The 23,668-nt window shown below is 68.7% G+C and carries 21 protein-coding genes and 1 pseudogene; 5 read left to right on the top strand and 17 right to left on the bottom strand.

All coding sequences use genetic code 11. The features are described 5' to 3' along the window. Positions 1 to 35: 35 nt before the first annotated feature. From A5694_RS08725 to A5694_RS08695, 7 genes are all read right to left on the bottom strand, one after another. Positions 36 to 1,283 (bottom strand): acyl-CoA dehydrogenase family protein, encoded by a 1,248-nt coding sequence (locus A5694_RS08725; RefSeq protein WP_064921443.1) that lies wholly within the window; start codon positions 1,281 to 1,283, stop codon positions 36 to 38. After that, positions 1,280 to 2,410 carry an acyl-CoA dehydrogenase family protein gene (locus A5694_RS08720; protein ID WP_064921442.1) on the bottom strand — a complete coding sequence of 377 codons (1,131 nt, stop codon included), beginning with the start codon at positions 2,408 to 2,410 and terminating at the stop codon, positions 1,280 to 1,282. Before A5694_RS08720 ends, A5694_RS08725 begins: the two co-directional genes overlap by 4 nt. Positions 2,411 to 2,498: 88 nt before the next feature. Then, positions 2,499 to 3,344, bottom strand: a complete 846-nt coding sequence (locus A5694_RS08715) for a TauD/TfdA dioxygenase family protein (RefSeq protein WP_064921441.1) — start codon at positions 3,342 to 3,344, stop codon at positions 2,499 to 2,501. 35 nt (positions 3,345 to 3,379) lie between these two features. Next, positions 3,380 to 3,715 carry a hypothetical protein gene (locus A5694_RS08710; RefSeq protein WP_064921440.1) on the bottom strand — a complete coding sequence of 112 codons (336 nt, stop codon included), beginning with the start codon at positions 3,713 to 3,715 and terminating at the stop codon, positions 3,380 to 3,382. After that, positions 3,712 to 4,926 (bottom strand): SRPBCC family protein, encoded by a 1,215-nt coding sequence (locus A5694_RS08705; RefSeq protein WP_064921439.1) that lies wholly within the window; start codon positions 4,924 to 4,926, stop codon positions 3,712 to 3,714. Before A5694_RS08705 ends, A5694_RS08710 begins: the two co-directional genes overlap by 4 nt. 42 nt (positions 4,927 to 4,968) lie before the next feature. Continuing rightward, positions 4,969 to 5,733 carry an SDR family NAD(P)-dependent oxidoreductase gene (locus A5694_RS08700; protein WP_064921438.1) on the bottom strand — a complete coding sequence of 255 codons (765 nt, stop codon included), beginning with the start codon at positions 5,731 to 5,733 and terminating at the stop codon, positions 4,969 to 4,971. 67 nt (positions 5,734 to 5,800) lie between these two features. Further along, positions 5,801 to 6,403, bottom strand: a complete 603-nt coding sequence (locus tag A5694_RS08695; RefSeq protein ID WP_064921437.1) for a TetR/AcrR family transcriptional regulator — start codon at positions 6,401 to 6,403, stop codon at positions 5,801 to 5,803. 98 nt (positions 6,404 to 6,501) lie between these two features. Between A5694_RS08695 and A5694_RS08690 the strand changes: the two genes are divergently transcribed. Genes A5694_RS08690 through A5694_RS08680 form a run of 3 tightly spaced genes read left to right on the top strand, consistent with a single transcriptional unit; the run spans position 6,502 to position 10,128 of the window. After that, positions 6,502 to 7,650, top strand: coding sequence for a spirocyclase AveC family protein (locus A5694_RS08690; protein ID WP_082952584.1), 1,149 nt, complete (start codon positions 6,502 to 6,504; stop codon positions 7,648 to 7,650). Positions 7,651 to 7,654: 4 nt separating this feature from the next. Then, positions 7,655 to 8,476, top strand: a complete 822-nt coding sequence (locus tag A5694_RS08685) for a CbbQ/NirQ/NorQ/GpvN family protein (protein ID WP_064921435.1) — start codon at positions 7,655 to 7,657, stop codon at positions 8,474 to 8,476. Next, on the top strand, positions 8,473 to 10,128 hold the full coding sequence (locus tag A5694_RS08680) for a nitric oxide reductase activation protein NorD (protein ID WP_064921434.1): 1,656 nt from the start codon (positions 8,473 to 8,475) through the stop codon (positions 10,126 to 10,128). Before A5694_RS08685 ends, A5694_RS08680 begins: the two co-directional genes overlap by 4 nt. A gap of 9 nt (positions 10,129 to 10,137) precedes the next feature. Here the strand turns inward: A5694_RS08680 and A5694_RS08675 are convergent, their stop codons facing one another. The 9 genes from A5694_RS08675 to A5694_RS08635 all read right to left on the bottom strand — a co-directional run bounded on the left by A5694_RS08675 (position 10,138) and on the right by A5694_RS08635 (position 20,885). Beyond that, positions 10,138 to 10,590, bottom strand: coding sequence for a MarR family winged helix-turn-helix transcriptional regulator (locus A5694_RS08675; protein ID WP_064921433.1), 453 nt, complete (start codon positions 10,588 to 10,590; stop codon positions 10,138 to 10,140). A gap of 10 nt (positions 10,591 to 10,600) precedes the next feature. Then, positions 10,601 to 11,848 carry a metal-dependent hydrolase family protein gene (locus tag A5694_RS08670; protein ID WP_064921432.1) on the bottom strand — a complete coding sequence of 416 codons (1,248 nt, stop codon included), beginning with the start codon at positions 11,846 to 11,848 and terminating at the stop codon, positions 10,601 to 10,603. A gap of 2 nt (positions 11,849 to 11,850) precedes the next feature. Continuing rightward, positions 11,851 to 12,180 carry a hypothetical protein gene (locus A5694_RS08665; RefSeq protein WP_064921468.1) on the bottom strand — a complete coding sequence of 110 codons (330 nt, stop codon included), beginning with the start codon at positions 12,178 to 12,180 and terminating at the stop codon, positions 11,851 to 11,853. A gap of 6 nt (positions 12,181 to 12,186) precedes the next feature. After that, a complete protein-coding gene (locus A5694_RS08660; RefSeq protein ID WP_064921431.1) occupies positions 12,187 to 13,452 on the bottom strand; it encodes an aromatic ring-hydroxylating oxygenase subunit alpha in 1,266 nt (421 codons plus the stop codon). A 135-nt stretch (positions 13,453 to 13,587) separates the two neighbouring features. Then, positions 13,588 to 15,105: an amidophosphoribosyltransferase gene (gene purF, locus A5694_RS08655; RefSeq protein WP_064921430.1), complete on the bottom strand. Its 1,518-nt coding sequence runs from the start codon at positions 15,103 to 15,105 to the stop codon at positions 13,588 to 13,590. Between the two features lie 50 nt (positions 15,106 to 15,155). Next, on the bottom strand, positions 15,156 to 15,545 hold the full coding sequence (locus A5694_RS08650) for a sterol carrier family protein (protein ID WP_064921429.1): 390 nt from the start codon (positions 15,543 to 15,545) through the stop codon (positions 15,156 to 15,158). A 24-nt stretch (positions 15,546 to 15,569) separates the two neighbouring features. Continuing rightward, complete coding sequence (locus A5694_RS08645) at positions 15,570 to 17,300, bottom strand: alpha/beta hydrolase (protein ID WP_064921428.1); 1,731 nt, start codon at positions 17,298 to 17,300, stop codon at positions 15,570 to 15,572. A gap of 10 nt (positions 17,301 to 17,310) precedes the next feature. Further along, entirely contained in the window at positions 17,311 to 19,605 is a 2,295-nt protein-coding gene (purL, locus tag A5694_RS08640) for a phosphoribosylformylglycinamidine synthase subunit PurL (protein WP_064921427.1), read from the bottom strand. A gap of 23 nt (positions 19,606 to 19,628) precedes the next feature. After that, positions 19,629 to 20,885 (bottom strand): M18 family aminopeptidase, encoded by a 1,257-nt coding sequence (locus A5694_RS08635; RefSeq protein ID WP_064921426.1) that lies wholly within the window; start codon positions 20,883 to 20,885, stop codon positions 19,629 to 19,631. Positions 20,886 to 20,937: 52 nt separating this feature from the next. Here A5694_RS08635 and A5694_RS08630 point away from each other — a divergent pair, with 52 nt between their 5' ends. Both A5694_RS08630 and A5694_RS08625 read left to right on the top strand, forming a co-directional pair. Further along, the gene (locus A5694_RS08630) at positions 20,938 to 21,954 is read left to right on the top strand and encodes a Dyp-type peroxidase (RefSeq protein WP_064921425.1); all 1,017 of its coding nucleotides are present in this window, start codon (positions 20,938 to 20,940) and stop codon (positions 21,952 to 21,954) included. Next, a complete protein-coding gene (locus tag A5694_RS08625) occupies positions 21,951 to 22,748 on the top strand; it encodes a family 1 encapsulin nanocompartment shell protein (RefSeq protein WP_064921424.1) in 798 nt (265 codons plus the stop codon). The genes A5694_RS08630 and A5694_RS08625 overlap by 4 nt, the downstream gene beginning before the upstream one ends. Here A5694_RS08625 and A5694_RS24025 read toward each other — a convergent pair. Beyond that, positions 22,745 to 23,668 (bottom strand): annotated as a pseudogene (locus A5694_RS24025) (PE family protein); the annotation flags it as partial. The gene A5694_RS08625 and the pseudogene A5694_RS24025 sit on opposite strands and share 4 nt — an antisense overlap.

The following is a 23,668-nucleotide window of genomic DNA, read 5'->3' as shown; positions in this document are numbered from 1 at the left end:
CGCGGTAAAGGCTACCGTGCTCAGGGCCGGCGCGGTCAGGCCCTGTTGTGTCGCACCTGGTTGAAGGGGACACCCCGGTCGGCGGCGTATTCGCGGGGCAGGCCCAGCACGCGCTCGGCGATGACATTGCGGGCCATCTCATTGCTGCCGCCCCCGAGGGCCACCGTCTGGCGCGACAGGTACCGCTTTCCGACTCTGAGCAGCTGTGCGTCGCCGTCGACGACCCCGAGCGGCCCGGCGACCTCGGTGGCGGTATCGACCTCCAGGAAAGTCACATCGGAGTGGAACAGCCGGATGAGCGAGCCGGCCGCCGGTGGCAGCGCCCCGGTGCGCATGGCGCGTCCGACATAGTCGACGAGACAATCGCGCACCATCCGCCGGGCCAGCACCCGGCCGATCTTGTCCTGGATCAGCGGGTCGTCGACGGTTCCGGCGTCGGCGGCCAGGACCAGGAAGTCGCCGGCGGCCATTTCCGTGCGTTCGGGGCCGCGTCCGCTGGCGAACTCCGAGCCCTGCCCGACGGCGCGGCGCTCGTGGAACAGCAGGCGGGAGGCGACGTCCCAGCCCTTGTTGACCTCGCCGACGACCGCGTCGTCGCCGAGGCGCAGCCCGTCGAAGAACTCCTCACAGAACTCGTTGGTGCCGTCGACCTGTTCGATACGCCGCAGTGTGACGCCGGGAGCGTCGATCGGCATCAGGAACATCGTCAGGCCGTCGTGTTTGGGCACCGTGGAATCGGTGCGGGCCAGCAATAGTCCGTAGTCGGCGGCGAAGGCACTGGTGCTCCAGGTCTTGGCGCCGCTGATCACCCAGCTGTCCCCGTCACGATCGGCGCGGGTGATCAGACCCGCCAGGTCGGACCCGCCGCTGGGTTCCGAGAGCAGCTGGACGAGCACCTCCTCCCCACGCAGCGCGGCATGGATGTGCCGGCGCTTCTGCTCCTCACTGCCGGTGTCGAGCAGCGTCGCGCAGCAGATGGTGAAGGTCGGGACGTTGAGTATCAACGGCATCTCGTAGCCGTCGGATTCGATGTCGAAGGCCTTCTGATAGCGGATGTCCAAGCCCAGGCCGCCGTATTCGCGCGGGAAGCAGATCCCGGCGAATCCGCCGTCATAGAGGCGCCGCTGCAGCTCCCGCGCCCGCTGCCAGGCGCCCTCGTCGTCGCGCCCGTTGCGCGGCGGGTGCTGCGGATCGAGACGCGGCATGTTGGCCGCCAGCCAGCTGCGCGCCCGGGCAGCGAACTCGGTGACGGTGAACTCTTCGGTCGCGGTGGTCTGGCTCATGCGGCCGGCTCCGTGGTGGTCGCGGCCCGGACGATGGCCTGGTGGTGTTCGCCCGCTGTGCCGAACAGGCCGGCATACAAGGTGATCCGGCGCAGGTACACGTGCAGGTCGTGTTCCCACGTGACGCCGATGCCGCCGTGCAGTTGGACGCACTCCTGGACCAGCAACCCGGCGTGTTCGCCCAAATAGGATTTGGCGGCGCTGACCCACATCCCGGCGTCCGGGGCGCGCGCGGCCACCTTATCCACGGCGCCGGCGGCGATCCCGCGGCCGGCGTGCATCCACATGGTCATATCGGCGAGCCGGTGTTTGAGCGCCTGGTAGGACGCCAGCGGCCGGCCGAAGCTGTACCGGTCCCGGGTCCATGCAAGGGTCATCGCCAGTACGGCGTCCAGAATTCCCACGGTCTCGGCGCACGTCAGGGCGATCGCGACCTGGGTCTGGCGGTCGATGAGTTGCGGTGTCTGCGCGGCGCTGCCCACGACTGCCTCGACCTCGACGTCGTCGAGCTCGAGGCGCGCGTACTGCTTCACCAGGTCGATGCAGGGCTGCGGGTGCACCGTCACGCCCGGGGCGTCGGCGCGGATCAAAAACTGCCGCAGCGCGCCGTCGTCGGTGCGGGCGCCGACGAGGATCAGATCGGCCTGCGCACCGGCTTCGACCCGGTCCTTGACGCCGTTGAGCCGGTAGCCGGTTCCGGTGGCGGCGACGGCCGGCTGGTGCGGCCGAAAGCCTCGGCCCGGCTCGTCGGCCGCCCAGGTCGCTACCTGCTCACCGGAGATCAGTGCGGCGATGGTCGCGGCGTGGTCGGCGCGGTTGTCGGCGTCGACCAAGCCGGCCAGCACGGTGCTCACCGGGTACAGCGGCCCGGGCGCGACCGTGCGCCCGATCGCTTCGGCGAGCGCCGCGAGGTCGTGCAGGCCGCTGTCGGAGACGCTGCCCCCGCCGAGTTCCTCGGGCACCAACAAGCCGGCCCACCCCAGTTCGGCGGCCTGCGTCCACCACCGTGGATCGTAGGAGCGGCCCTGGGCATGTAGGTCACGTTGCCCGCTCAGCGGCGCGGTCTTGTCGAGAAACGCGCGGGCCGTGGCGACAAACAGCTCGCTCTCTGTGGACAAGTCGGTCATAGGGTCTCCTTCTGGACGCCAACGGCGTTGACCGCCTTGACCGGCAGGCTATCGCCGCAACCGTTCTGCGGCAGCGGTCCGGGGCGGGTCACCGGATGGGCTCGTCACCGAGCACCGTGGTGCGCAGCATTTCCCGCGGGGAGCCGGGGTCGTACGGGGCGGCGCGATGCAGCACACCCCGGTTGTCCCAGATGACGGTGTCGCCCACCGACCACTTGTGCCGATAGACCTTGTCGGGCACCGTGGCGCGCCTTAGCAGTTCGGCCAGCAGTGCGCGGCCCTCGTCGAGATCCATCCCGACGATGTAGTCGGTGGAGGCGCCCAGCACCAGCGACTTCCGGCCGGTGCGGTGGGTCCACACCAGGGGGTGGGTGTGGGTGGGCCGAGCCCGCCACCGGGCCAGCTCTTCCGGTGTCGGGTCGGGTGTGACCCTGAGCTGGGACGCTTCCAGCGAGTGCACCACCCGCAGCGAGCCGAAGCGCTGTTTCTCGTCGTCGGTGAGCACGTCGTAGGCGGCGTAGGAGCTGGCGAACTCGGTCTCGCCGCCACGCTCGGCCACCTGCACCGCGGAGAGCACGGTGGCCTTCTGCGGGCACTCGTCGCCCATCGGCGTGCAGCCGTCGATATGCCAGTCGAAGGTGGCGCGCAGGTAGCTCGCCGCGGAATTCTTCGCGGTGTTCAACGTGATCGGATAGATGCCGGCGACCTCGTGGTGGCCGTCCGAGGAGAAGTCGACGCTGCCCAGCCGCGTGCAGAACGCCACCTGATCCCGGGGTTTGAGCTGCAGGTCGGGGAAGACCAGCACCCCGTTGTCCTCGAGTGCGTCAAGCACCGCGGCGGCGAGCTCATCGTCGTCGACCAGCCGTTGCGGGTCGACGCCGACGACCTCGGCGCCGACGGAGGAGGTGAGTTTGTTGATCGTGAGCAGACTCATCGGCTGCGTCCTTTCGGGCGATGGATTTCCGGTGGTCACGGAACCGGCCAGCCGGTGCGGATCATGACGGCGTCGGCAGCGTCGACGGGAGCGGGCTGGCCCATGACTTCCACCGCCATCGCCACCATGACCAGCGAATAGATCAGCTGCAGCAGGTTGAGGGCGTCCTCGGGGAGCTCGTCCAGCGTGAACTTGTCGCAGTAGTCGATCGCTTCCTCCAACCGCGGGAAGAACGCGTCGTAGAAGACCCGCAGCTCTGGGATGGTGCTGGCCAGCCTCTGGTTGAAACGTTCGGTTTCGGTTGGCAGACACCAGGTTTCGGTGAACTTCTCCAGTTCGGCGAAGGCGCTGGGCAGCCTCTTGACGGTCATCGGATCGCTCCTGCGCCGGCGGGGTCTTTCCGGTAGTCGTCCACCCAGTCGACGACCACCTTGTGCAGGTGGCGAACCAGGATCTCCTGATCGTTGAGGGGAAAATCGTCGACGATGCCGTACTCCAACGCGGCCTGGGTGCCGCCGAGCATGCCGGCGTCCTGCAGCGCGAACTCTTTGAGCACCACCGCCGCGACCTCGTGCTCGATGCGTTCGCGCACGGTGCGGGCCGGATGGAAGTAGGTATGGGCCTCGAACCGGTGGGTGTTGTGCGAGGTCGGCCAGTACCGGTACAGCAGGTACCAGCCGCCGTAGATGAGGATCTCGGTATTGGGAAAAATCTGGAAGTTGCTGATCCCCCACGGCTCGATACCGCCCGGATTCACCCCGGCCGGCAGCTCGCCGATGTCGGGGGTCTGCCAGGGGCCGACCAGCCCGCTGCGGGTGGCCCGCTCGATCGGGTACATGTACTCCGGGGGCAGCAGCCAGCGGCGCCGGCCGGCGGTGGACACCAACCGGTGCGGCCCGTCGAGCTGGAAGTGACCGCAGGTGAAGCCGGCGCCGGGTACCCGCACCGCAGCGGGAACCTGCTGGGAGTGCAGCGCCGGCACGTGGTAGTACTCCTGGAAGGCGTCGGCGAAGATCTTCCAGTTGCTGTTGTTGTGCGCCACCCAGTCGTAGCGTTCGGTCAGTTTGGCGAACGGGTAGTCGTCGAGACCGGTGATCATCGGCCCGAGAAATTCGCGCAGGCCCTGCCGTGGTTCGCGTGCGAAGTTGATGAAGATGAAGCCGTTCCAGATGTCGCAGTGCACGGCGATCAGGTCCGGGTCGGTGCCGTCGAATCCGTGGCTGCGGCGGCAGCGTTTGCAGGTGAACTCCTGACATTGCCCGGCGGTCTCGCGATCCGGGAAGTCGTCCCAGACCAGCTTCGTCGCACACCGCGGGCAGACATTGTGGAAGGCGCGCATCCCGCAGTCCGCGTGGACCAGGATGACCGACGCCCGGGCCGCTTCGATTTCCTTGGTGGCATAGCTGCCGTGGTCGGGAGCCTCCTCGACGCGGCCGACGTTGAGCCAGGCGCGCTTGAACACCGCCTCACGCTCGATCTCGTAGAACTCGCGCGACGTGGAATCGGCGAACGAGACCGGCCCGGTGCCGAGATCGTAGTGCTCGGTCCACGAACCCTCCGCGGGCCTACCGGATCGTTGCATCTGAACCTCCCTGTTTGCCTGGCGCCGGCGAAATTCGCTGTGTCACATCACTGATCCGCCGTTGACGCCCAGCACCTGCCCGGTGATGAAGCCTGCCTCCTGTGAGCACAGGAATCCGACCGCGGCGGCGATGTCGTCGGCGGTGCCCAACCGGCCCAGCGGGATGTTGGCGGCGATCTGTTCGCTGGGCGGCAGGTAACCGGCTGCCTGCGATTGGTACTGCATGGGCGTCTCGATACCCGAGGGCGGAATGTTGTTGACCGTGATGCCGTGCACGGCGTACTCGCGGGCCAGCGACTTGGTCAAGGTGATCACCGCGCCTTTGGATGCGGCGTAATGGGCGGCGAACGGCGTTCCCCGCTGGGCAGACGACGACGAGATCATCACGATGCGGCCCCAGCCGGCGTCGACCATGTCCGGCAACGCGGCCTGGCAGCAGTGGAAGGTACCGGTGAGGTTGACGTCGAGGATTCGGGCCCACTCCTGCGGGGTGATGTCGGCGAAGGCGGAGTAGCCGAAGACGCCGGCGCTGGTGACCAGGGCGGCGACCGGACCGAGCTCACTGCGCACTTTGGCGAAGGCGTCGTCGACGATGGCGCGATCGGTGACGTCGACGCCGATACCGAGCGCGGTCGCGCCGTTGCTGCGCAGGTCATCGGAGACCCGCTGTGCGGCTTGGTCATTGATATCCAGGACGGCGACCCGATAACCGCGCCGGCCCAGCTCGTGGCAGGAGGCCTCGCCCATGCCCGAGGCCCCGCCGGTGACGACGGCGACCCGCGGCGACACCACTGTGGTTGCATCCATCCCCGGGATATTATCAAGTACTTGTCATTAATCTCAAGTACTGGTTATCGACGCCGGTGACCACCGGTCAGGGCAGCTTGATCATCGAGACGTACATCGCGACCACCGGCCGGTAGAGGTCGATGTCGTCGAGTTGACTGGCCAGCACGGCGGAATCGCTGGTGGCGACGAGAACCTGGGCCAGCGTGCGCGCCGGGATCAGCAGGGTCCCGCCGAGCCGTTCGACGCCGTCGACGATGAACTTCGCCAGCTGCTCGACGACCTCGGCCCGCTTGCCGGCGACCCGCTCGCGGGCTTCGGGATTGCGCAGCAGGTACAGCGCGAACTCATGCCCGAGCGCGGCGTGCTCTGCGCCGCGGTCCTGGCTCAGCTGGCGCCAACGCTCGGCGATGTCGTCGAGCTCGCGCTCCCCGACCTGGCTCGCGTTCGTCATCACCTCGGCGAAATTGTCGAAATAGCGGCGCCAGTACCGGTCGCTGACAGCCAGGAAGAGTTCCTCCTTGCCGGCGAAGTGCTTGTAGATGGCGCCCTTGGTGTACCCGGCGGCCTGGGCGATGTCATCGAGAGTCGCTGTATTAAAGCCCTTTTCGGCGAATACTTCCTCGGCGGCATCCAGCAGCAGCGAACGGGTGTGGGCCAGCCTTCGCTCCCGGGTCCACCGCTCCACCATGGTCGAGATTATCCCACAGAATCTTCGATACCCCTTGGCAGCTGAGATACCGATGAGTATATTTTGCTCCACTGCGCCATCGGGAAGGGGACCGCATTATGAGTAGCGGCGTGTCGAGTCAGAAGAACGTTGTCGCCGAGCCGAAATCGCCGGTCCGCTCCGGCGGCGGGGCGATCCGGATCTGGGCGGCCGTGGGCGGGGCGCTGCTGGCGCTGCAGCTGTATGTGTGGGCGCGGTGGATCACCGGCCCGTTCTTCGAACGAGTCCCGGTAGGGCCGAACGATCCGCCGATGTACATGAAGGTGCCCCTGATCGCCAACGCCGTCGTGTTGTGGGTCGGCCTGCCGTTCGCCATCTGGTGGTTTTTCATCCGGCCCTGGCGCCGCGAGCGGCGAATCACGCTGGACGGCATGCTGTTTGCATCGATGGGCCTGATGTTCTTCCAGGACCCGCTGCTCAATTACTTCAATACCTGGTGCACCTACAACACCTGGCTGTTCAACCGGGGTTCGTGGACGTCGCACATTCCGGGATGGGTGTCACCCGAGGAACCCGGCCGCCAGGTCGCCGAGCCGCTGTTGACGAACGTGCCGGGCTACGCCTACGGGGTGCTGCTGATCACCATCGTCGGATGCGCGGTGATGCGCAAGATCAAGGCGCGCTGGCCGGGCATCAGCAATCTTCGCCTGATCGCCGTCACCTATGCGATCTCGTTCGTCTTCGACTTCGTCATGGAGGGTCTGGTCCTGCTGCCGACCGGCTTGTACACCTACCCCGGGGCGATCCGCTCGGTGTCGATCAATGCCGACACCTACTACCAATGGCCCGTCTACGAGGGACTGATGTGGGGAGCCGTGCAGGCGGCGCTGTGTTCGCTGCGCTACTTCACCGACGACCGCGGCCGCACCGTCGTCGAGCGCGGACTCGATCAGGTCCGAGGCGGGTTCGCGCGGCAGCAGTTCACCCGGTTCCTGGCGATCTTCGCCGGGGTCAGCGCGTGCTTCTTCGCCTTCTACATGGGGCCCGCGCAATGGATCGCCCTGCACGCCGATCCGTGGCCACAAGACCACCAGAAGCGCTCCTACTTCACCGGCGGCATCTGCGGTGACGGCACCGACAAGCCGTGCCCGCATCCCGTTCTGCCGATGCCGACCAATCGCTCCGGCTACGTCAATGTCGACGGCCAACTGGTGATGCCCGAGGGCGTTTCGGTGCCCCCGATCGTGCCGTTCGAGCCCGGGAACTGAGAAGGTGCGGCCCAACAGTCATCCTTCGGCGGTCGAAAGTCCCACCGCGGCGCCGTTTTACCGCGCGGTCGGCGACGAGGTGGAGGTCTTCCGGGCCGCGGCACGTCGCGGATTGCCGGTGTTGTTGAAGGGGCCCACCGGATGCGGGAAGACCCGGTTCGTGGAGGCCATGGCCCATCAGCTGGGCCGCGACCTGATCACCGTCGCCGGTCACGAGGACATGACGTCGGCGGATCTGGTAGGCCGGTTCCTGCTCAAAGGTTCAGAGACGGTCTGGGTGGACGGGCCGTTGACCCGCGCCGTACGCGAAGGAGCCATCTTCTATCTGGACGAGGTGGTGGAGGCGCGCCAGGACACCACCGTGGTGATCCATCCCCTGGCTGATCACCGCCGTGAGCTTCCGGTCGATCGACTCGGTACGACGGTGCCTGCGGCACCGGGGTTTCAGCTGGTGATCTCCTACAACCCCGGATACCAAAGCGTGCTGAAGAACCTCAAGGAGTCGACCCGCCAGCGGTTCGTCGCCATCGAGCTCGGCTTTCCGCCCGCCGAGATCGAGACCGAGATCGTTGCACGCGAAGCCGGGATCGACCCGCAGACTGCACGTGCGCTGGTCGCGCTCGGCAACGCCATCCGGAACCTGGACGGCTCACCGCTGCGGGAAGGATCCTCCACCCGGATGCTGATCCTGGCCGGCGGTCTCGTCGCCGAAGGGCTCGGCCTGCGCAGTGCCGCCCAGTCCGCCATCGTCGAAATTCTCTCCGACGACGCCGACGTCATCCGCGCGCTGCGGGAACTCGTCGACGCCGTTCTCCCCCCGCTGTGACCGAAACCCCGGACCGGCTCAGGTTCATCGCCAGCTACGTCGCGAGCCGGGCCCTCGACGTCTCGCAGGCGCCCGCGGGTGAAGCCGCCTATACGAACGGCCGCGCCGTCTTCGTGTCGGCGGGAGCCGGCTTGGCGACGCAGCGCCGCGAGATGCTCGTCCAAGCCGCTCTGCTCGGTGCCGGGAGCCTGAATCCGCGGCTGGTGAAGGCATTACGGGCGCGCCCGACGGTGGCCCGGCGCTACCTGGCACTCGAAGGCGACCGGGTGCTGGCCGAACTCGCCGACCGGCTTCCGCTGGCAGCGACACTGCGCTCCGGGCCGCGCCCGCGTACGGCGTGTTCCGAAGAATCACTTCAGGCGGCCAGGAGCCGGGTGAAGGTCGACGATCCGCCGGAGTGGTTCGGTGTCATCAAACCCTCGCAGCTGTTGGCGTCACCGTCTGGCGCGAAGGCCACCGATGCGGACCTGCGCGCGGAACTCGACTTCGCCGAGGCGCCCGAGGACGCCGACGGCGACGGGTCGGGCGACAGCAGAATTCTCAAACTCTTCGACAATCCGGTCTTCAATTCGCCAGCGCTCTCGGGCTTTCTGCGAAAGCTGCTCGGCGCCTCGCGTTCGGCCGGGGACAGCAACTCCGGCGGAGAGATGCCGGTGCGCACCCTGCGGCGGTCGCACACGGTGGGTGCGACCGCCCGGCCGCTACCCACGCGGATCCGATTCAGCGACGACGGAAGGCCCGCCGCAACGGTAGGCGTCGGCGGCGCCTGGTATCCCGAGTGGGATGTCTTCAACAACACCTACCGGCCCAACTGGTGCCGGGTGGTTGATTTCCCGTTCACTGTTGCTGCCGATGCCGCGGAAGCCGGTGTGCTCCACGATGAGGTGCTCCGGCGACGTCTGGCGCGTGTCGGGTTGGGCCCCAAGGCGTTACGTCGCCGCGCCGACGGCGACGAGCTCGACCTCGAGGCGCTCATCGAGTTGGTCATCGACCTGCGCTCCGGCTATTCGCCGCCCGAACACATCTACACCGAACGCCGCAAGCTGGCCCGCAATCTCGGCGTGCTCATCCTGCTGGATGCCTCCGGGTCGGCGACCGATACCGATCCGGGTGGCCTGGCGGTACACGACCATCAGCGACGGGCGGCGGCCACCCTGGCCGTCACGCTTGAAGAGCTCGGCGATCGAGTAGCCGTCTACGCATTTCGGTCACAGGGCCGGCACTTGGTTCAGCTGCCGGCGATCAAGACATTCGGGCAACCTTTCGGCGCCCTCGGGCGAGCCCGACTCAACGGCCTTCAACCGTCGGGCTACACCCGGCTCGGCGCGGGAATCCGCGGCGCAGGACAGATTCTCAAGGCCGAGGCGGGTACCCCGAACCGTCTGCTGCTCGTCCTGTCGGACGGTTTCCCCTACGACGTCGGCTACGAAGGCCGTTACGCGCAAGCCGATGTCGGCAAGGCCATCGAGGAACTCCGCGCAGACGGCGTGGCCTGCCTCTGCCTCACCATCGGCGCCGCCGAGGCCAGTCGGCAGGTGTTCGGCGCTGCCAGCCACGCCAGCGCCATGACGCTGGCCGAGTTGAGCCCGCAGATGGACCAGTTGTTCTCGGCTGCGCTCGCCGAACTCGCCGCGCCGAAGCCGGCCCGGTGAGAGCGGCGGTCAGGGGTCTACGTGGTCACCGAACAGGGTATGACCGGTCCCCTGCTCGACCACGCGGGTCAGCAGCGCGCGCAGTGTCTCCTGCTCCTTTGGTGTCAGCACACCGAAGACCTTGTCGTGCGCGGCGATCGCGTCGGCGACAACCTCCGAGGCCACCGAGCGCCCCTCGTCGGTGAGATACGCCCGCAGAATCCGGCCGTGCCGCGGATCCTGTTTGCGCTCCACCAGACCGCGGCCCTCGAGCGCACTCAACGCCAGTTGCACCCCTTGGGGGGTGATCAGCAGCCGGCGGGCCAACTCGGCGCCGGACAGCCCGGGTTCACCGGACAGCTGACGTAACAACCCGATCTGCGCGGTGCTCACCCCGTGATCGCTGATCGCCTCGTTCACCGTCGTCAGCGAATAGTAGAAGGCCTGCTTGAGCAGCCACAGGGTATTGCGGGTGGGATCCATGCCCCTCCGATCAGCTGCGCTTGTAGATTCGGCCGTCCTTCATGACGAAACGCACGTCACCGGTGGTGCCGATGTCCCGGGTCGGATCTCCCGGTACCGCGATGATATCGGCGCGGTAGCCGGGCGCCAGCCGCCCCAGTTCGTCCGCGGCGTCGATCAGCTCGGCGCTGGTGACGGTCGCCGCGCGCAGTGCCTGCAGCGGTGTCATGCCGCGCTGCACCAGCGCGGACAGTTCCTTGGCGTTCTGGCCGTGCGGGATGGCCGGCGCGTCGGTGCCGCACGCGATGCGTACGCCCGCCTCGATCGCCCGGGGCAACATGGCCTTGGCTTGCGGGAACACCTCGGCGGCCTTCTTGCGCAGTTCGGGCGCAATCCGATCGACGGCCATCGCGTCGGTCAAGTAGGTGGTGGAGACCAGGAACGTACCGTGCTCGACCATCATCTCCAAAGTGGCGTCGGTGGCCAGGAAGCCGTGCTCGATGCAGTCGATGCCGGCCCGGATACACGCCCGGATCGCGTTGTCGCCGATGGCATGGGCGGCCACCCGCACCCCCGCACGGTGCGCCTCGTCGGCGATCGCCGCCAGCTCGGCATCGGAGTACTGCTGGGCTCCCGGAGACGTGCTGTGCGACATCACCCCGCCCGAGGCCGACACCTTGATCAGCTTGGCGCCGTGGCGGATCTGGTAGCGCACGCAGGCGCTCACGTCGGGAACGCCGTTGGCGATGCCCTCGGCGACCGACAGCGGCATGACACCCGGCGCGAGCCGTTGGAAGACCGTCGGATCCAGGTGCCCGCCGTACGGGGTGACGGCATGACCGGCGGGATAGATACGCGGACCGACGTGCCAACCCTGGTCGATGGCGCGCTGCAGGGCGACATCGAGCAGGTACCCACCGGTCTTGACCATCAGGCCCAGGTTGCGCACGGTGGTGAACCCGGCTTCCAGCGTGGTCCGCGCATTGACCGCGGCCCGCAGCGTGCGGTAGGCCGGGTCATCCTGCACCCCGTGCAGCGGCGTCGGAAGCCCTTCGGGGCTGCCCGGGCCGCCGATGAGCAGGTTGAGCTCCATGTCCATCAGGCCGGGCAGCAACGTGACGTCGCCGAGGTCGATGTCGTCGGCGGAAACGTCTACGGGTGCTTCGGAATTGATTGCGGTGATCCGGCCGTCCTCAATCACGACGACGGCCGGTGAGCGCACCATCCCGGCGTCGATGTCGAGCCACCGGGCGGCTCGCAGCACGGTGGTTTCGGTCATGCTCACGGGAACGGCTCGGAGACGCACTCGATGACAGCGGCACCCGAGTCGGGGACTCGCGGCTGCTTCCAGGATTCGGCCGGAAACGCCACCGTGATCATGGAGTACAACAGGTGCATCAGGTTCAGCACATCCTCGGGCATGTCGTCGAGGCTGAACTTGTCGCAGTAGGCGAGTGCATCTTCGGCGCGGGCCGTGATGGCGTCGTAGAAGGCCTGCATGTCGGCCATGGAACTGTTCATGCGCTTGGCGTAGCGCTCTGGTTCAGTACCGAGACACCAGTCGCTGAACGGCTCGAGGTCGCCGAATTCTCTCGGCAGCATAGTGGTCATCAACACTCACACCTTCACGTTCGCCTGTTCGTATTCGGCGATCCACTTGGCGGTTTCGCAGTGGAAATGCCGGATCAGCACCTCCTGATCGTTGAGCAGGAAGCGGTCCACCGCGCCGGTGCCGAGCATCGTGTGGGTCGCCTCCAAGGTACTGGCATCCTGCAACCCGTACTCCTTGAACGACACCGCCGCGAGTTCCTGGGCGACCCGCTCGCGCGGCGTACGGGGCTGCGGAAAGTACAGCGTGCCTTCGAAAATGTGCGAGTCGTGCGACGTCGGCCAATAGTGGTAGGTCAGGTACCAGCCCTGGCCCCAGAACAGAATGGTGAAGTTGGGGAAGATCTGGAACGAATCCAAGCCCCAGGGATCGCATTTCGCCGGGTTCAGGCCCTCCGGCATCGGCCCGATGTCCGGCGCGTCCCATGGGCCGAACAACCCGCTCTGGCAGATCTCCTCGATAGGCTTGCGCATCTCCGCGGACATCTCCCAGGCCCGCACCCCCGAGGTACTCACCAGCCGATGCGGCCCTTCCAGACGGTAGTGGGGTGCTTCAAAGCCGGCTTCTTCGGCGGCCACCCGGAAGGCCACCGGCGTCTGGTTCCCGTGCAGTACCGGCGCGTGATAGAACTCCTGGAACGCGTCCAGGAACAGCTTCCAGTTGGAGTTGACGGCCGATCGGTACTGCCACCGTGACGTCATCTTCCCGAACGGGTAGCCATCCAATGCCGTGACCATCGGCCCGAGGAATTCGCGCAGCGGTTGTTCGGGCTCTCGCGCGAAGATGACGAAGATGAAGCCTTCCCAGACTTCGCAGTGCACGCCGACCAGCCCGTAGCGGCTCTTGTCCAGGTCGAAGAACTCCTCTTCCTGCTGCACGTAGGTCAGGTTGCCGTCGAGGTCGTAGCGCCAGCCGTGGTATTTGCAGGTGAACTGGCGGCAGTTCCCGCTGGTCTCCTCCAGCGGCATGGTGTCCCAGACCAGCTTGTTGCCGCGGTGACGGCAGACGTTGTGGTAGGCCTTGACCTCGTCAGATGCCGTGCGCACCACGATGATTGAGGTGTTGACGACCTTGAGTTCCTTGGTGTAGTAGCTGCCCTTTCGCGGAAGCTGTTCTACCCGACCGACATTCAGCCAGGCCCGCCGGAAGATCGCCGCCCGCTCCTTCTCGTAGACCTCCGGCGTGACGGAATCCCGGTACGACACGGGTCCGGTACCGAGTTCGGGATAGTGCTGGGTCCAACTGCCCTCGGGCGGCTTCGGAAAACGCGCCACAACCACTCCTGTCCTAGCCGACTCAGCTCACGAGCCTCGATGGCGCCGACGCTATCGACTACCCCGTTCAATGTCAAGTAGTTGATACTGGCGGCGGTATCGCCTCGTGGGGCTCCGGGAAAGGAAGTTCGGCCTTTAGGGCTGGCTCAGCGCCGGATCATTGCCGCTCTCGGCCTGCAATGCGGTGGTGGCCAGCATCTGCTCGACCACGTTCTTGCCCAGGGCACTGTCGCCGGGCAGCTCGATCGGATAGTTGCCGTCGAAGCAGGCACTGCACAGCCGCGAGCGGGGCTGCTCGGTGGCCGCGATCATGTCTTCCAGCCCGACGTAACCCAGGCTGTCCGCGCCGATGGCGCGGCGCACCGCCTCGAGCATCTCGGCCTCGTCCTCGACGACGTTGGCGATCAGCTCGGCGGGCGAGGCGAAGTCGATGCCGTAGAAGCACGGCCACTTCACCGGCGGGGAGGCGATCCGCACGTGCACCTCGATCGCGCCGGCCTCCCGGAGCATCCGCACCAGCGCCCGCTGGGTGTTGCCCCGCACGATCGAGTCGTCGACGACGATGAGCCGCTTCCCGCGAATGATCTCCCGCAGCGGGTTGAGTTTGAGTCGGATACCGAGCTGGCGGATGGTCTGCGACGGCTGGATGAACGTCCGTCCGACATAGGCGTTTTTGGTCAGGCCCTGCCCGTAGGCGATGCCGGACTCCTGGGCGTATCCGACCGCGGCCGGGGTGCCGGACTCCGGCACCCCGATGACCAGGTCGGCGTCGACCGGATGCTGGCGGGCCAGCCGCCGGCCGATCTCCACCCGGGTGGCGTGCACCGAACGGCCACCGATGGTGCTGTCGGGCCGGGCCAGATAGACGTACTCGAACACACAGCCCTTGGGGGTGGGGTTGGCGAACCGGGTGGAGCGCACCCCGTCGGCGTCGATCGCCAGCAGCTCACCGGGCTCGATGTCCCGGACGAACGAGGCGCCGACGATGTCGAGCGCGGCGGTCTCGGAGGCGACCACCCAGCCGCGATCCAGCCGCCCCAGCGACAACGGCCGCACCCCCCACGGGTCACGGGCGGCGTAGAGGGTGTTCTCGTCCATGAACGTCAGGCAGAAGGCGCCGCGCGCCGTCGGCAACAGCTCCAGCGCCGCCTGCTCCAGGGTGATATCGGCGGCCCCGTGCGCCAGCAGCGCACCCAGGATGTCGGAGTCGGTGGTGGCGACGCCGGGACGGCGGGTGTCGAGCAGGCCCAGTTCGCGGGCGCGGCCGGCCAGTTCGGTGGTGTTGACCAGGTTGCCGTTGTGGCCCAGCGCCACCCCGGTGCCGGCCGCGGTGTTGCGGAACACCGGCTGGGCGTTCTCCCAGGTGGTTTCGCCGGTGGTGGAATAGCGGCAGTGTCCGATCGCCACGTGGCCCGACATCGCCGCCAGCGTCTGCTCCTCGAATACCTGGCTGACCAGGCCGAGATCCTTGAACACCAGCACCTGCGAGCCGTCGCCGACCGCGATCCCGGCGGCCTCCTGGCCGCGGTGCTGCAGCGCATACAGGCCGTAATATGTGAGCTTCGCTACTTCTTCACCGGGAGCCCAGACACCGAAGACACCGCATTCTTCGCGGGGCGGGTTTTCAGGGTCTTCCGCCTGCTGGTCAAGCACGTTGTGTCTGCTCCCGGGGGCGCGCGTAGATGACAGCGTTCAGTCTACGGTCAATCTGCGCCGAGTTTCACCAACGGCAGCCACTCGGCGATCTCGCCGGCCCGCGAGCCCGACAACCGCAGCTTTCCGGCGGCGGTCGCCGCGCCCGGCGAAAGCAGCCCGGCGACCAACAGCAGCCAGCTGCGCGGATCGGTTTCGACGACGTTCGGCGGGGTGCCGCGGGTGTGTCGCGGCCCGGCGATGCACTGCACGGCCACGAACGGCGGCACCCGCACTTCGACGCTGGCGCCCGGGGCCAGCGCGGCCAGGGTGCGCGCGGTCAGGCGGACCGCGGCGGCCAGCGCGGGGCGGTCCGGGGCGGGCAGGCGCTCGTCGCGCAGCCACTCGGCGAGCGCCAGGACGGCTTGGCGGGTCTGCGCCGGGTCGACTGCTGCGGGCATGTGCCTCAGGGTATGCCGGGCCGCCTAGGACACCGGGCCTTCGGTTCCCCGGGCCGCACGCAACGCGGTCCGGATCCGCTCGGTGTCCTGCGGCTGCCACCCGTCCGGCGGCAGCACGGCCACCCAGCCGTCCAGGATGGTGTCCGCGTAATTGTGCCCGTGCCCGGTCGGCATCGACTCGCCGTGCGCCAAGTCGGCGCTGACCTGCCAGAACGTCACCACCGGATACCAGCGCATGGACGCGGTACGGTCCGGGCCGGGCGGCTCGGTCAGCCAGTCCGGCCGGGCGAACAGCAGGTCCGGCGACCACCAGACCACCGGGTCGGAGGCGTGCTGCAGGAACAGCACCCGGGTGCCCAGCCACGGCGGCGCGGCGATCCGGGCGATCTCAGCGGGCAACGTGCCCTGGGAGAACCGGACGGTACGGCCGTTGTCGTAACGGGGCAACGTTGCGGTGCTGCCGGGATCGCGCCGCACCAGCAGCGCGTGCCATAGTGGGCTGGCCTGCGGGGGGCCCACCCACAACACCGCCTCGAACCCCATCTCGGCGATGTCGGGCAGCCAGTCGAACGCGGCCTGACCGGCCATCGCCCCCAGGCTTTCCCCATAGAGCACCAGCTTGGGCCGGTGCTCGGCGGGCAGACGTTGCCAGCGTTCGGCGATGGTGTGCACCAGCAGCCGGCCGGAGTCCATCGACTTGCGCTGGTCGGCCAGGAACGAGATCCAGCTCGGCAGATAGGAATACTGCACAGCGACGATCGCGCTATCGCCGTTGTAGAGCATCTCCAGCGCGTCGGCCGCGGCCGGATTGACCCAACCGGTGCCGGTGGTCGGCACCACGACCAGCACCTGGCGGTCGAAGGCGTGCGTGCGTTCCAGTTCGTCGACCAACAGCTCCATCCGGGCCTGGTCGTCGCCGGCGCTGTGCAGCCCGGCGTAGACGCGGATGGGTTCGCGGGCCGGCCGCCCGTTGATCCGGCTCAGTTCGGCAGCGTGCGCTCCCCCCGAGACGAAGCTGCGGCCCTGGCTGCCCAGGGTCTCCCATGGCGCCAGCGACGCCGGGCTGCCGGAGCGCTCCGGCTGCTGGGGCTGGATAGCCCAGGGCTGCGTGGCGCTGTTCTCCGGCTGAAACACCGCGCTGGCACCCGCGAAGAACCCGCGGATCAGCACCCCGTTGATCAGGGTGATCAGGACGACGACGACGATCGCGGTGCCGATGAACAGGGCGACCTCGCTGTGCAGGTGCCAGCGCCGGATCAATGCGCGCGCCACCAGCCGGCTGGCGTCGATCAGGGTGCGCACCGCCGACACCAGGGCGGCGGCGACACCGATGGCGAGACCGAGGGTGCGCAGGTAGCCCAGCGTCGCCGGGCCCTCGATGCCCAGCAGCTCCGACACCTGCCGTTGCCAGCCGGCGGCCGGAATCACCATCAGCACGCATGCGGTCGGCGCCGCCACCACCACGGCCGCCTTCAGGGCGAACAACACCCGCTGCGACGGCGGCCACCACCGAGCACCGCGCAGCACGAGCCGGTCGACCACCGCCCCGATCACCACGCCCAGCCCGTACCCGAAGGCAGCGTTGATGCCGCCGATCAGCCCCTGGAACAGCCAGTCGCGCGGCAACAGCGACGGAGTCAGCGACAGGCAGAAGAACAAGGCGCCGAACGCCACCCCGACGAACTTCAGCCGCAGCAGCCCCCACGCCCACACCAGCAGCGGGTGTCTGCCCCGCGGTGCGACCGTGGTCCCCATGCCGGTGCGGCTATCCGAAGATCCCCGGCAGCACCGCCTCGGATGTGCTGCGCAGTTCCGCCAGCGACACACTGAACTGGCCCTGAACCTCCACCTCCGCGGAGCCATGGTCGACCACGCCGACGCGCGTGATCGGCAGCCCGCGGGCCTCGCACATCGCCGTAAACCGGCTCTCCTCGGTGCGGGGCACCGCGACCAGTGCCCGCCCCGCCGACTCGGAGAACAACAAGACGAACGGATCTGCATCTTCGGGAAGCACGATGCGGCAACCGGTTTCGCCGGCGATCGCCGATTCGACCACGGCCTGGATGAAGCCGCCCTCACTCAGATCATGCGCCCCGGAGACCAATCCGTCGCGCGATGCCGCACACAGCACCTCGGCGAGCAGCTTCTCGCGCTCCAGATCGACTTTCGGGGGCAACCCGCCCAGGTGGTCGGCGGTGACCTGCGCCCAGATGGAGCCGTCGAACTCGTCGCGGGTGTCACCGAGCAACATCAGCGTCTCACCCGGTTCGACGCCGAACGCCGACGGCAGCCGGCGTTCCACGTCGTCGATGACACCGAGCACCCCGACCACCGGGGTGGGGTGGATCGGCGTCGCGCCGGTCTGGTTGTAGAAGCTCACGTTGCCGCCGGTGACCGGAATCCCCAGGGCCGCACAGCCATCCGCCAGCCCGCGCACCGCCTCGGCGAACTGCCACATCACCCCGGGATCTTCCGGGGACCCGAAGTTCAAGCAGTTGGTGACAGCGATCGGGGTGGCACCGGTGACGGCCACGTTGCGGTACGCCTCAGCCAGCGCCAACTGGGCACCGGTGTAGGGGTCCAGCTTGGTGTAGCGCCCCGAGGCGTCGGTGGAGATGGCGATTCCGCGCCGGGATTCCTCGTCGATGCGCAGCATCCCGCCGTCGGCGTGCTCGGCCAGCACGGTGTTGCCGCGCACGTAGCGGTCGTACTGCTCGGTGATGAACGCCCGGCTGCACAGGTGCGGACTGGAAAGCAGCGCAAGCAGCGTCGCGCGCAGCTGCTCACCGGTGACCGGCCGCGGCAGCGTGTCCGAGCGGTCGGCGTTGAGCGCGTCCTGGGTGGTCGGGCGGGCCACCGGGCGGTGATAGATCGGGCCCTCGTGGGCCACCGTGCGCGGCGGGACGTCGACGACGGTCTGGCCGTGCCAGGTGATCTGCAGCCGGTCGCCGTCGGTGACCTCACCGATCACGGTGGCCAGCACATCCCACTTGGCGCACACCGCCATGAAGGCCTCCACGTTCTCCGGGGCCACCACCGCGCACATGCGCTCCTGCGACTCACTGGAGAGCACCTCGGCCGGGGTCATGTTCGCCGCGCGCAGCGGTACCTTGTCCAGCTCGATCGCCATGCCGCCGTCACCGGCGGACGCCAATTCGGAAGTGGCGCAGGATAACCCGGCGCCGCCGAGGTCCTGGATACCGACCACCAGCCCGGCTGCGTACAGCTCCAGGCAGCACTCGATGAGCACCTTCTCGGTGAACGGGTCGCCGACCTGAACCGACGGCAGTTTCTTTCTGCCGGAACCGGTTTCATCCCCGCCGAAGGTGTCCGACGCCAGCACCGAGACCCCGCCGATGCCGTCCAGGCCGGTGCGCGCCCCGAACAGGATGATCTTGTTGCCGGTGCCCGACGCGAACGCCAGATGCAGGTCTTCTTTCTTGAGCACACCGACACACAGCGCGTTGACCAGTGGGTTGCCGGCGTAGCAGGCGTCGAAGACCGTTTCGCCGCCGATGTTGGGCAGCCCCAGGGAGTTGCCGTAGCCGCCGATGCCGCGCACCACCCCGTCGAGCACCCGGCGGGTGTCGGGTGCGTCGGCGGCGCCGAAGCGCAGCTGGTCCATCACCGCTATCGGGCGGGCGCCCATCGCCATGATGTCGCGCACGATCCCGCCCACCCCGGTGGCCGCGCCCTGATAGGGCTCCACATACGACGGGTGGTTGTGCGACTCCACCTTGAAGGTCACCGCCCAGCCGTCGCCGATGTCGACCACGCCGGCGTTCTCCCCGATGCCGGCCAGCATGGCCTTGCGCATCTCGTCGGTGGTGGTCTCACCGAAGTAGCGCAGGTGCACCTTGGACGACTTGTAGGAGCAGTGCTCACTCCACATCACCGAGTACATGGCCAGCTCGGCGTCGGTGGGACGGCGGCCCAGGATGTCGCGGATGCGCTGGTACTCGTCGTCTTTGAGGCCCAGCTCGGCAAACGGTTGCGGGTGATCGGGGGTGGCCGCGGCGTGTTCGACGGTGTCGAGCGTGGTCGGGGACGTCACAGGCATGAGTGTATGGCACCGATTTCGGCTCAGTCGGGCGCCAGGAAGGCGGTCAGGGCGGCCGCGTAGGAGGCGACGTCGTGCGCACCCATCAGCTCGCGCGCCGAATGCATGGCCAACTGCGGGGCGCCCACGTCGACGGTGGGGATGCCGGTGCGCGCGGCGCTCATCGGACCGATGGTCGACCCGCACGGCAGGTCGGCCCGGTGCTCGTAGCGCTGCAGCGCCACTCCGGCCTGGTCGCAGGCCAGCGCGAAGGTGGCGGCGGTGCGGCCGTCGGTGGCGTAGCGCAGGTTCGGTTGCACCTTGAGCACCGGCCCGGCATTGATCGCGATCTGATGGCCCGGTTCGTGACGGTCCGGGTAGTTGGGGTGGGTGGCATGGGCCATGTCCGCCGACGCCAGCGTCGAGCCGGCCAGCCGGCGCAGAAAGTCCTCCCGATCCCCGCCGGCGGCCAGCGTGATCCGCTCCAGCACGGTCAGCAGCAGCTCCGAGCCGGCGCCGTGATCCGACGTCGAGCCGACTTCCTCGTGGTCGAACAGCGCCAGCACCGGCAGGTAGCGGCCGCCCCGCGCGGACAGCAGCGCTTCCAGGCCGGCGTAGCAGCTGGCCTGGTTGTCCAGCCGCGGCGCGCTGACGAAGTCCTGGCCCGCCCCGGTCACCGCCGACGGCGCCAGGTCGTGGGTCATCAGGTCCAACCCGAGCACGTCGCGCCGCTGCACGCCGGCGCGTTCGGCCACGTAGCCCAGGAAGTCCCGGGGCGCGCCGCCGGCGGCCCAGACCGCGTTCAGGTGCCGCTGGGGGTCCAGCTTGACTGCTGCGCGATCCTCGGCCAGGTGGATCGCCAGCTGCGGCACCCGCAGGATCGGCTCGTCGACGCGGACCAGCTGGTGAGACCCGTCACGCACCGACAGCCGCCCGCTGACGCCCAGGTCGCGGTCCAGCCAGGAGTTCAGCCAGGCACCGCCGTACGGCGCCAACGCCACCAGCTGCCAACCGGCCACCTCCCGGGCCGGATGCTGCTTGACCCGCAGGTTCGGGCTGTCGGTGTGCGCGCCGATGATCCGGAACGCGGCATCGGTGCCACCCTGCTCAGAACTGTCCCAGGCCACCACCGACCCGGCCCGGATCGTGAAGTACCGCCCGGGCTGCTGCGGCCAGCGGTCGGTCTCTGCGACCGCGGTGTAGCCGGCGGCGCGCAGCCGTTCGGCCACGGTCACGCAGGCGTGAAACGGCGACGGTGAGGCGTCGATGAACTCGCATAATCCGGTTGCGGTGGCCGCCATGGGCTCAAGTCTTTCGCATCTGGACGTCGGTGGGGGCGTTAGGGTCGATACCGTGCCGTCCGTTCAGCCCGTCACCGCTCCCCTGACCTGTGCGGCTATTTTCCTGGTCGCCACCATCGATGAGGGCGGTGAGCCCACCGTCCACGAGGCGTTGCCGGAGCTGGCGGGTTTCGCCCGGGCGATCGGCTTTCGTGACCCGAGCAAGCGGCTGTCACTGGTGACCTCGATCGGCTCGGACGCCTGGGACCGGTTGTTCACCGGTCCCCGCCCGGCGCAGCTGCATCCGTTCGTCGAGCTGGTTGGCCCCCGGCACACCGCGCCGGCCACCCCGGGGGATCTGCTGTTCCACGTCAAGGGCGAGACGTTGGACGTCTGCTTCGAGCTCGCGGGCCGCATCGTCAAGGCGATGGCCGGTGCGATCACCGTGGTCGACGAGGTGCACGGCTTCCGGTTCTTCGACAATCGCGACCTGCTCGGCTTCGTCGACGGCACCGAGAACCCGGTCGGCGACGAGGCGCTGGCCGCCACCGCCGTCGGCGACGAGGACCCGGACTTCGCCGGCGGGTCCTACGTGCACGTCCAGAAGTACCTGCACGACATGGCCGCCTGGGAAGCGCTGCCGGTCACCGAACAGGAGCGGGTGATCGGCCGCACCAAGGCCGACGACCTCGAGTTCGACGACGCGGTGAAGCCGGCCAACTCGCACATCGCGCTGAACGTGATCACCGACGAGGACGGCAACGAGCTGGATATCGTGCGGCACAACATGCCGTTCGGCACGGTGGGCGACGGCGGGTCCGGCACCTACTACATCGCCTACGCGCGCAGCCCGGAGATCACCGAGCAGATGCTGCGCAACATGTTCTTCGGTGACCCGCCCGGCAACACCGACCGGATCCTGGACTTCTCCACCGCGATCACCGGCGGACTGTTCTTCACCCCCACCGCCGACTTCCTCGACGATCCGCCGCCGCTCCCCGGCTCGGCGGCTCCGACCCCGGCTGAGCCCGTCGAGCCCACCGTTGACGGCTCACTGAATATCGGCAGCCTGAAAGGAAATTCGCAATGAACAACCTGTATCGCGATCTGGCCCCGGTCACCGACGCGGCCTGGGCCGACATCGAGCAGGAGGCGGCCCGGACATTCAAGCGGCACATCGCCGGGCGCCGGGTCGTCGACGTGAGCGAACCGGCCGGTCCGACGGCCGCCGCGGTGGGCACCGGTCGGCTGACCGGGATCGGCGCCCCGGCCGATGGGGTGGAAGCGCACCTGCGCGACAGCAAACCGCTGGTGCGCCTGCGGGTTCCGTTCACGCTGTCGCGGGCGGAGATCGACGATGTCGAGCGGGGCTCACAGGACGCCGACTGGGACCCGGTGAAGGACGCGGCCAAGAAGCTGGCATTCGCCGAGGACCAGATCATCTTCGGGGGCTACCCCGCCGCTTCGGTGGAGGGCATCCGCAACGCGAGTTCGAATGCGCCGCTGCCCCTGCCGGAGGATCCGCGGGACATCCCGGACGCGATCAGCCAGGCGCTGTCGGCGCTGCGACTGGCCGGGGTGGACGGCCCGTATTCGGTGCTGCTGTCGGCCGATGCCTACACCAAGGTCAGCGAAACCTCCGATCACGGCTACCCGATCCGCGAGCACCTGCGCCGGCTGGTCACCGGCGACATCATCTGGGCGCCGGCGATCGACGGCGCATTCGTGCTGACCACCCGCGGCGGCGACTTCGACTTGCGCCTGGGCACCGACGTGTCGATCGGTTACCTGTCGCACGACGCCGAGAACGTGCAGCTGTACCTGCAGGAGACATGTACGTTCCTGTGCTACACCGCCGAAGCCGCGGTCGCCTTGACCTGCTAACCCGGGAGGCCGGCCCGGCCCGGGGCGCCGCCGGCTCCCGGGGCGCCGGTCTGGCCGTCGGGTTCGCCGTGCGCGCCACTGCCGGCCTCGCCGCCGGCACCACCGGCGCCGCCCTGCGGCCCGCTGCCTGCGCTGCCGCCGGTCACCCCGGCTCCGCCGTTGCCGCCGTCGCCGCTGGCGCCACCGATCCCACCGGTCCCACCGTCACCCCCCGCGCCGGGGAAGAGGGTGCCCCCGTAGCCGGCACCGCCGGTGCCACCGCCACCGCCGGTGCCGCCCTTACCGCCGTCGCCGGCGTTGCCGCCCACCGCTCCGGTTGACGCCCCACCGTCGCCGCCATTGCCGCCGGCACCCCCGGTGCCCCCGCTGCCGCCGGTGGTACCGGACTGGTTGACCACGGCGCCCCGGGCACCGACGGCACCGTTGCCGCCCACGCCGCCGCCACCACCGGTGCCGCCCCGGCCGCCGTTGCCGTCGGTGCCGTGGGCGGAGATACCGCCCTGCCCACCCGCGCCGGCATTGCCGCCGTGGCCCCCGCTGCCGCCGTCACCGGCGGAAACCACTGTCGAACCGACGCCGCCGGCACCACCGGCGCCACCGGTTCCGCCATTGCCGCCGGCGCCCCCATGGCCGGCGGCGCCGGAGGCGCGGGCGGCGCCGGCGGAGACGGCTCCAACGGTCTGACTGTCGGCGTCGGCGGGGCTGACGGCGGTAACGGCGGTGCCGGGGGTGCGGGCGGCGCCGGCGGTAGCCATTCCGGCAACGGCGGCGTGGGCGGCGCCGGCGGAAACGGCGGTCGTGGCGGTGCCGGGCATGAGGGCGCCGGGGGCATCCCCAACGCCGGAGTGGGTGGGGACGGCGGCGGTGGTGGCCATGGCGGCACCGGCGGTGCCGGAGGTGCCGCCGGTGCCGCCCACTGC

Origin of the sequence: Mycolicibacter sinensis (assembly GCF_001667945.1) — a bacterium.
Lineage (GTDB): Bacteria > Actinomycetota > Actinomycetes > Mycobacteriales > Mycobacteriaceae > Mycobacterium > Mycobacterium sinense_B.
This window is presented reverse-complemented; position numbering and strand designations above follow the sequence as displayed.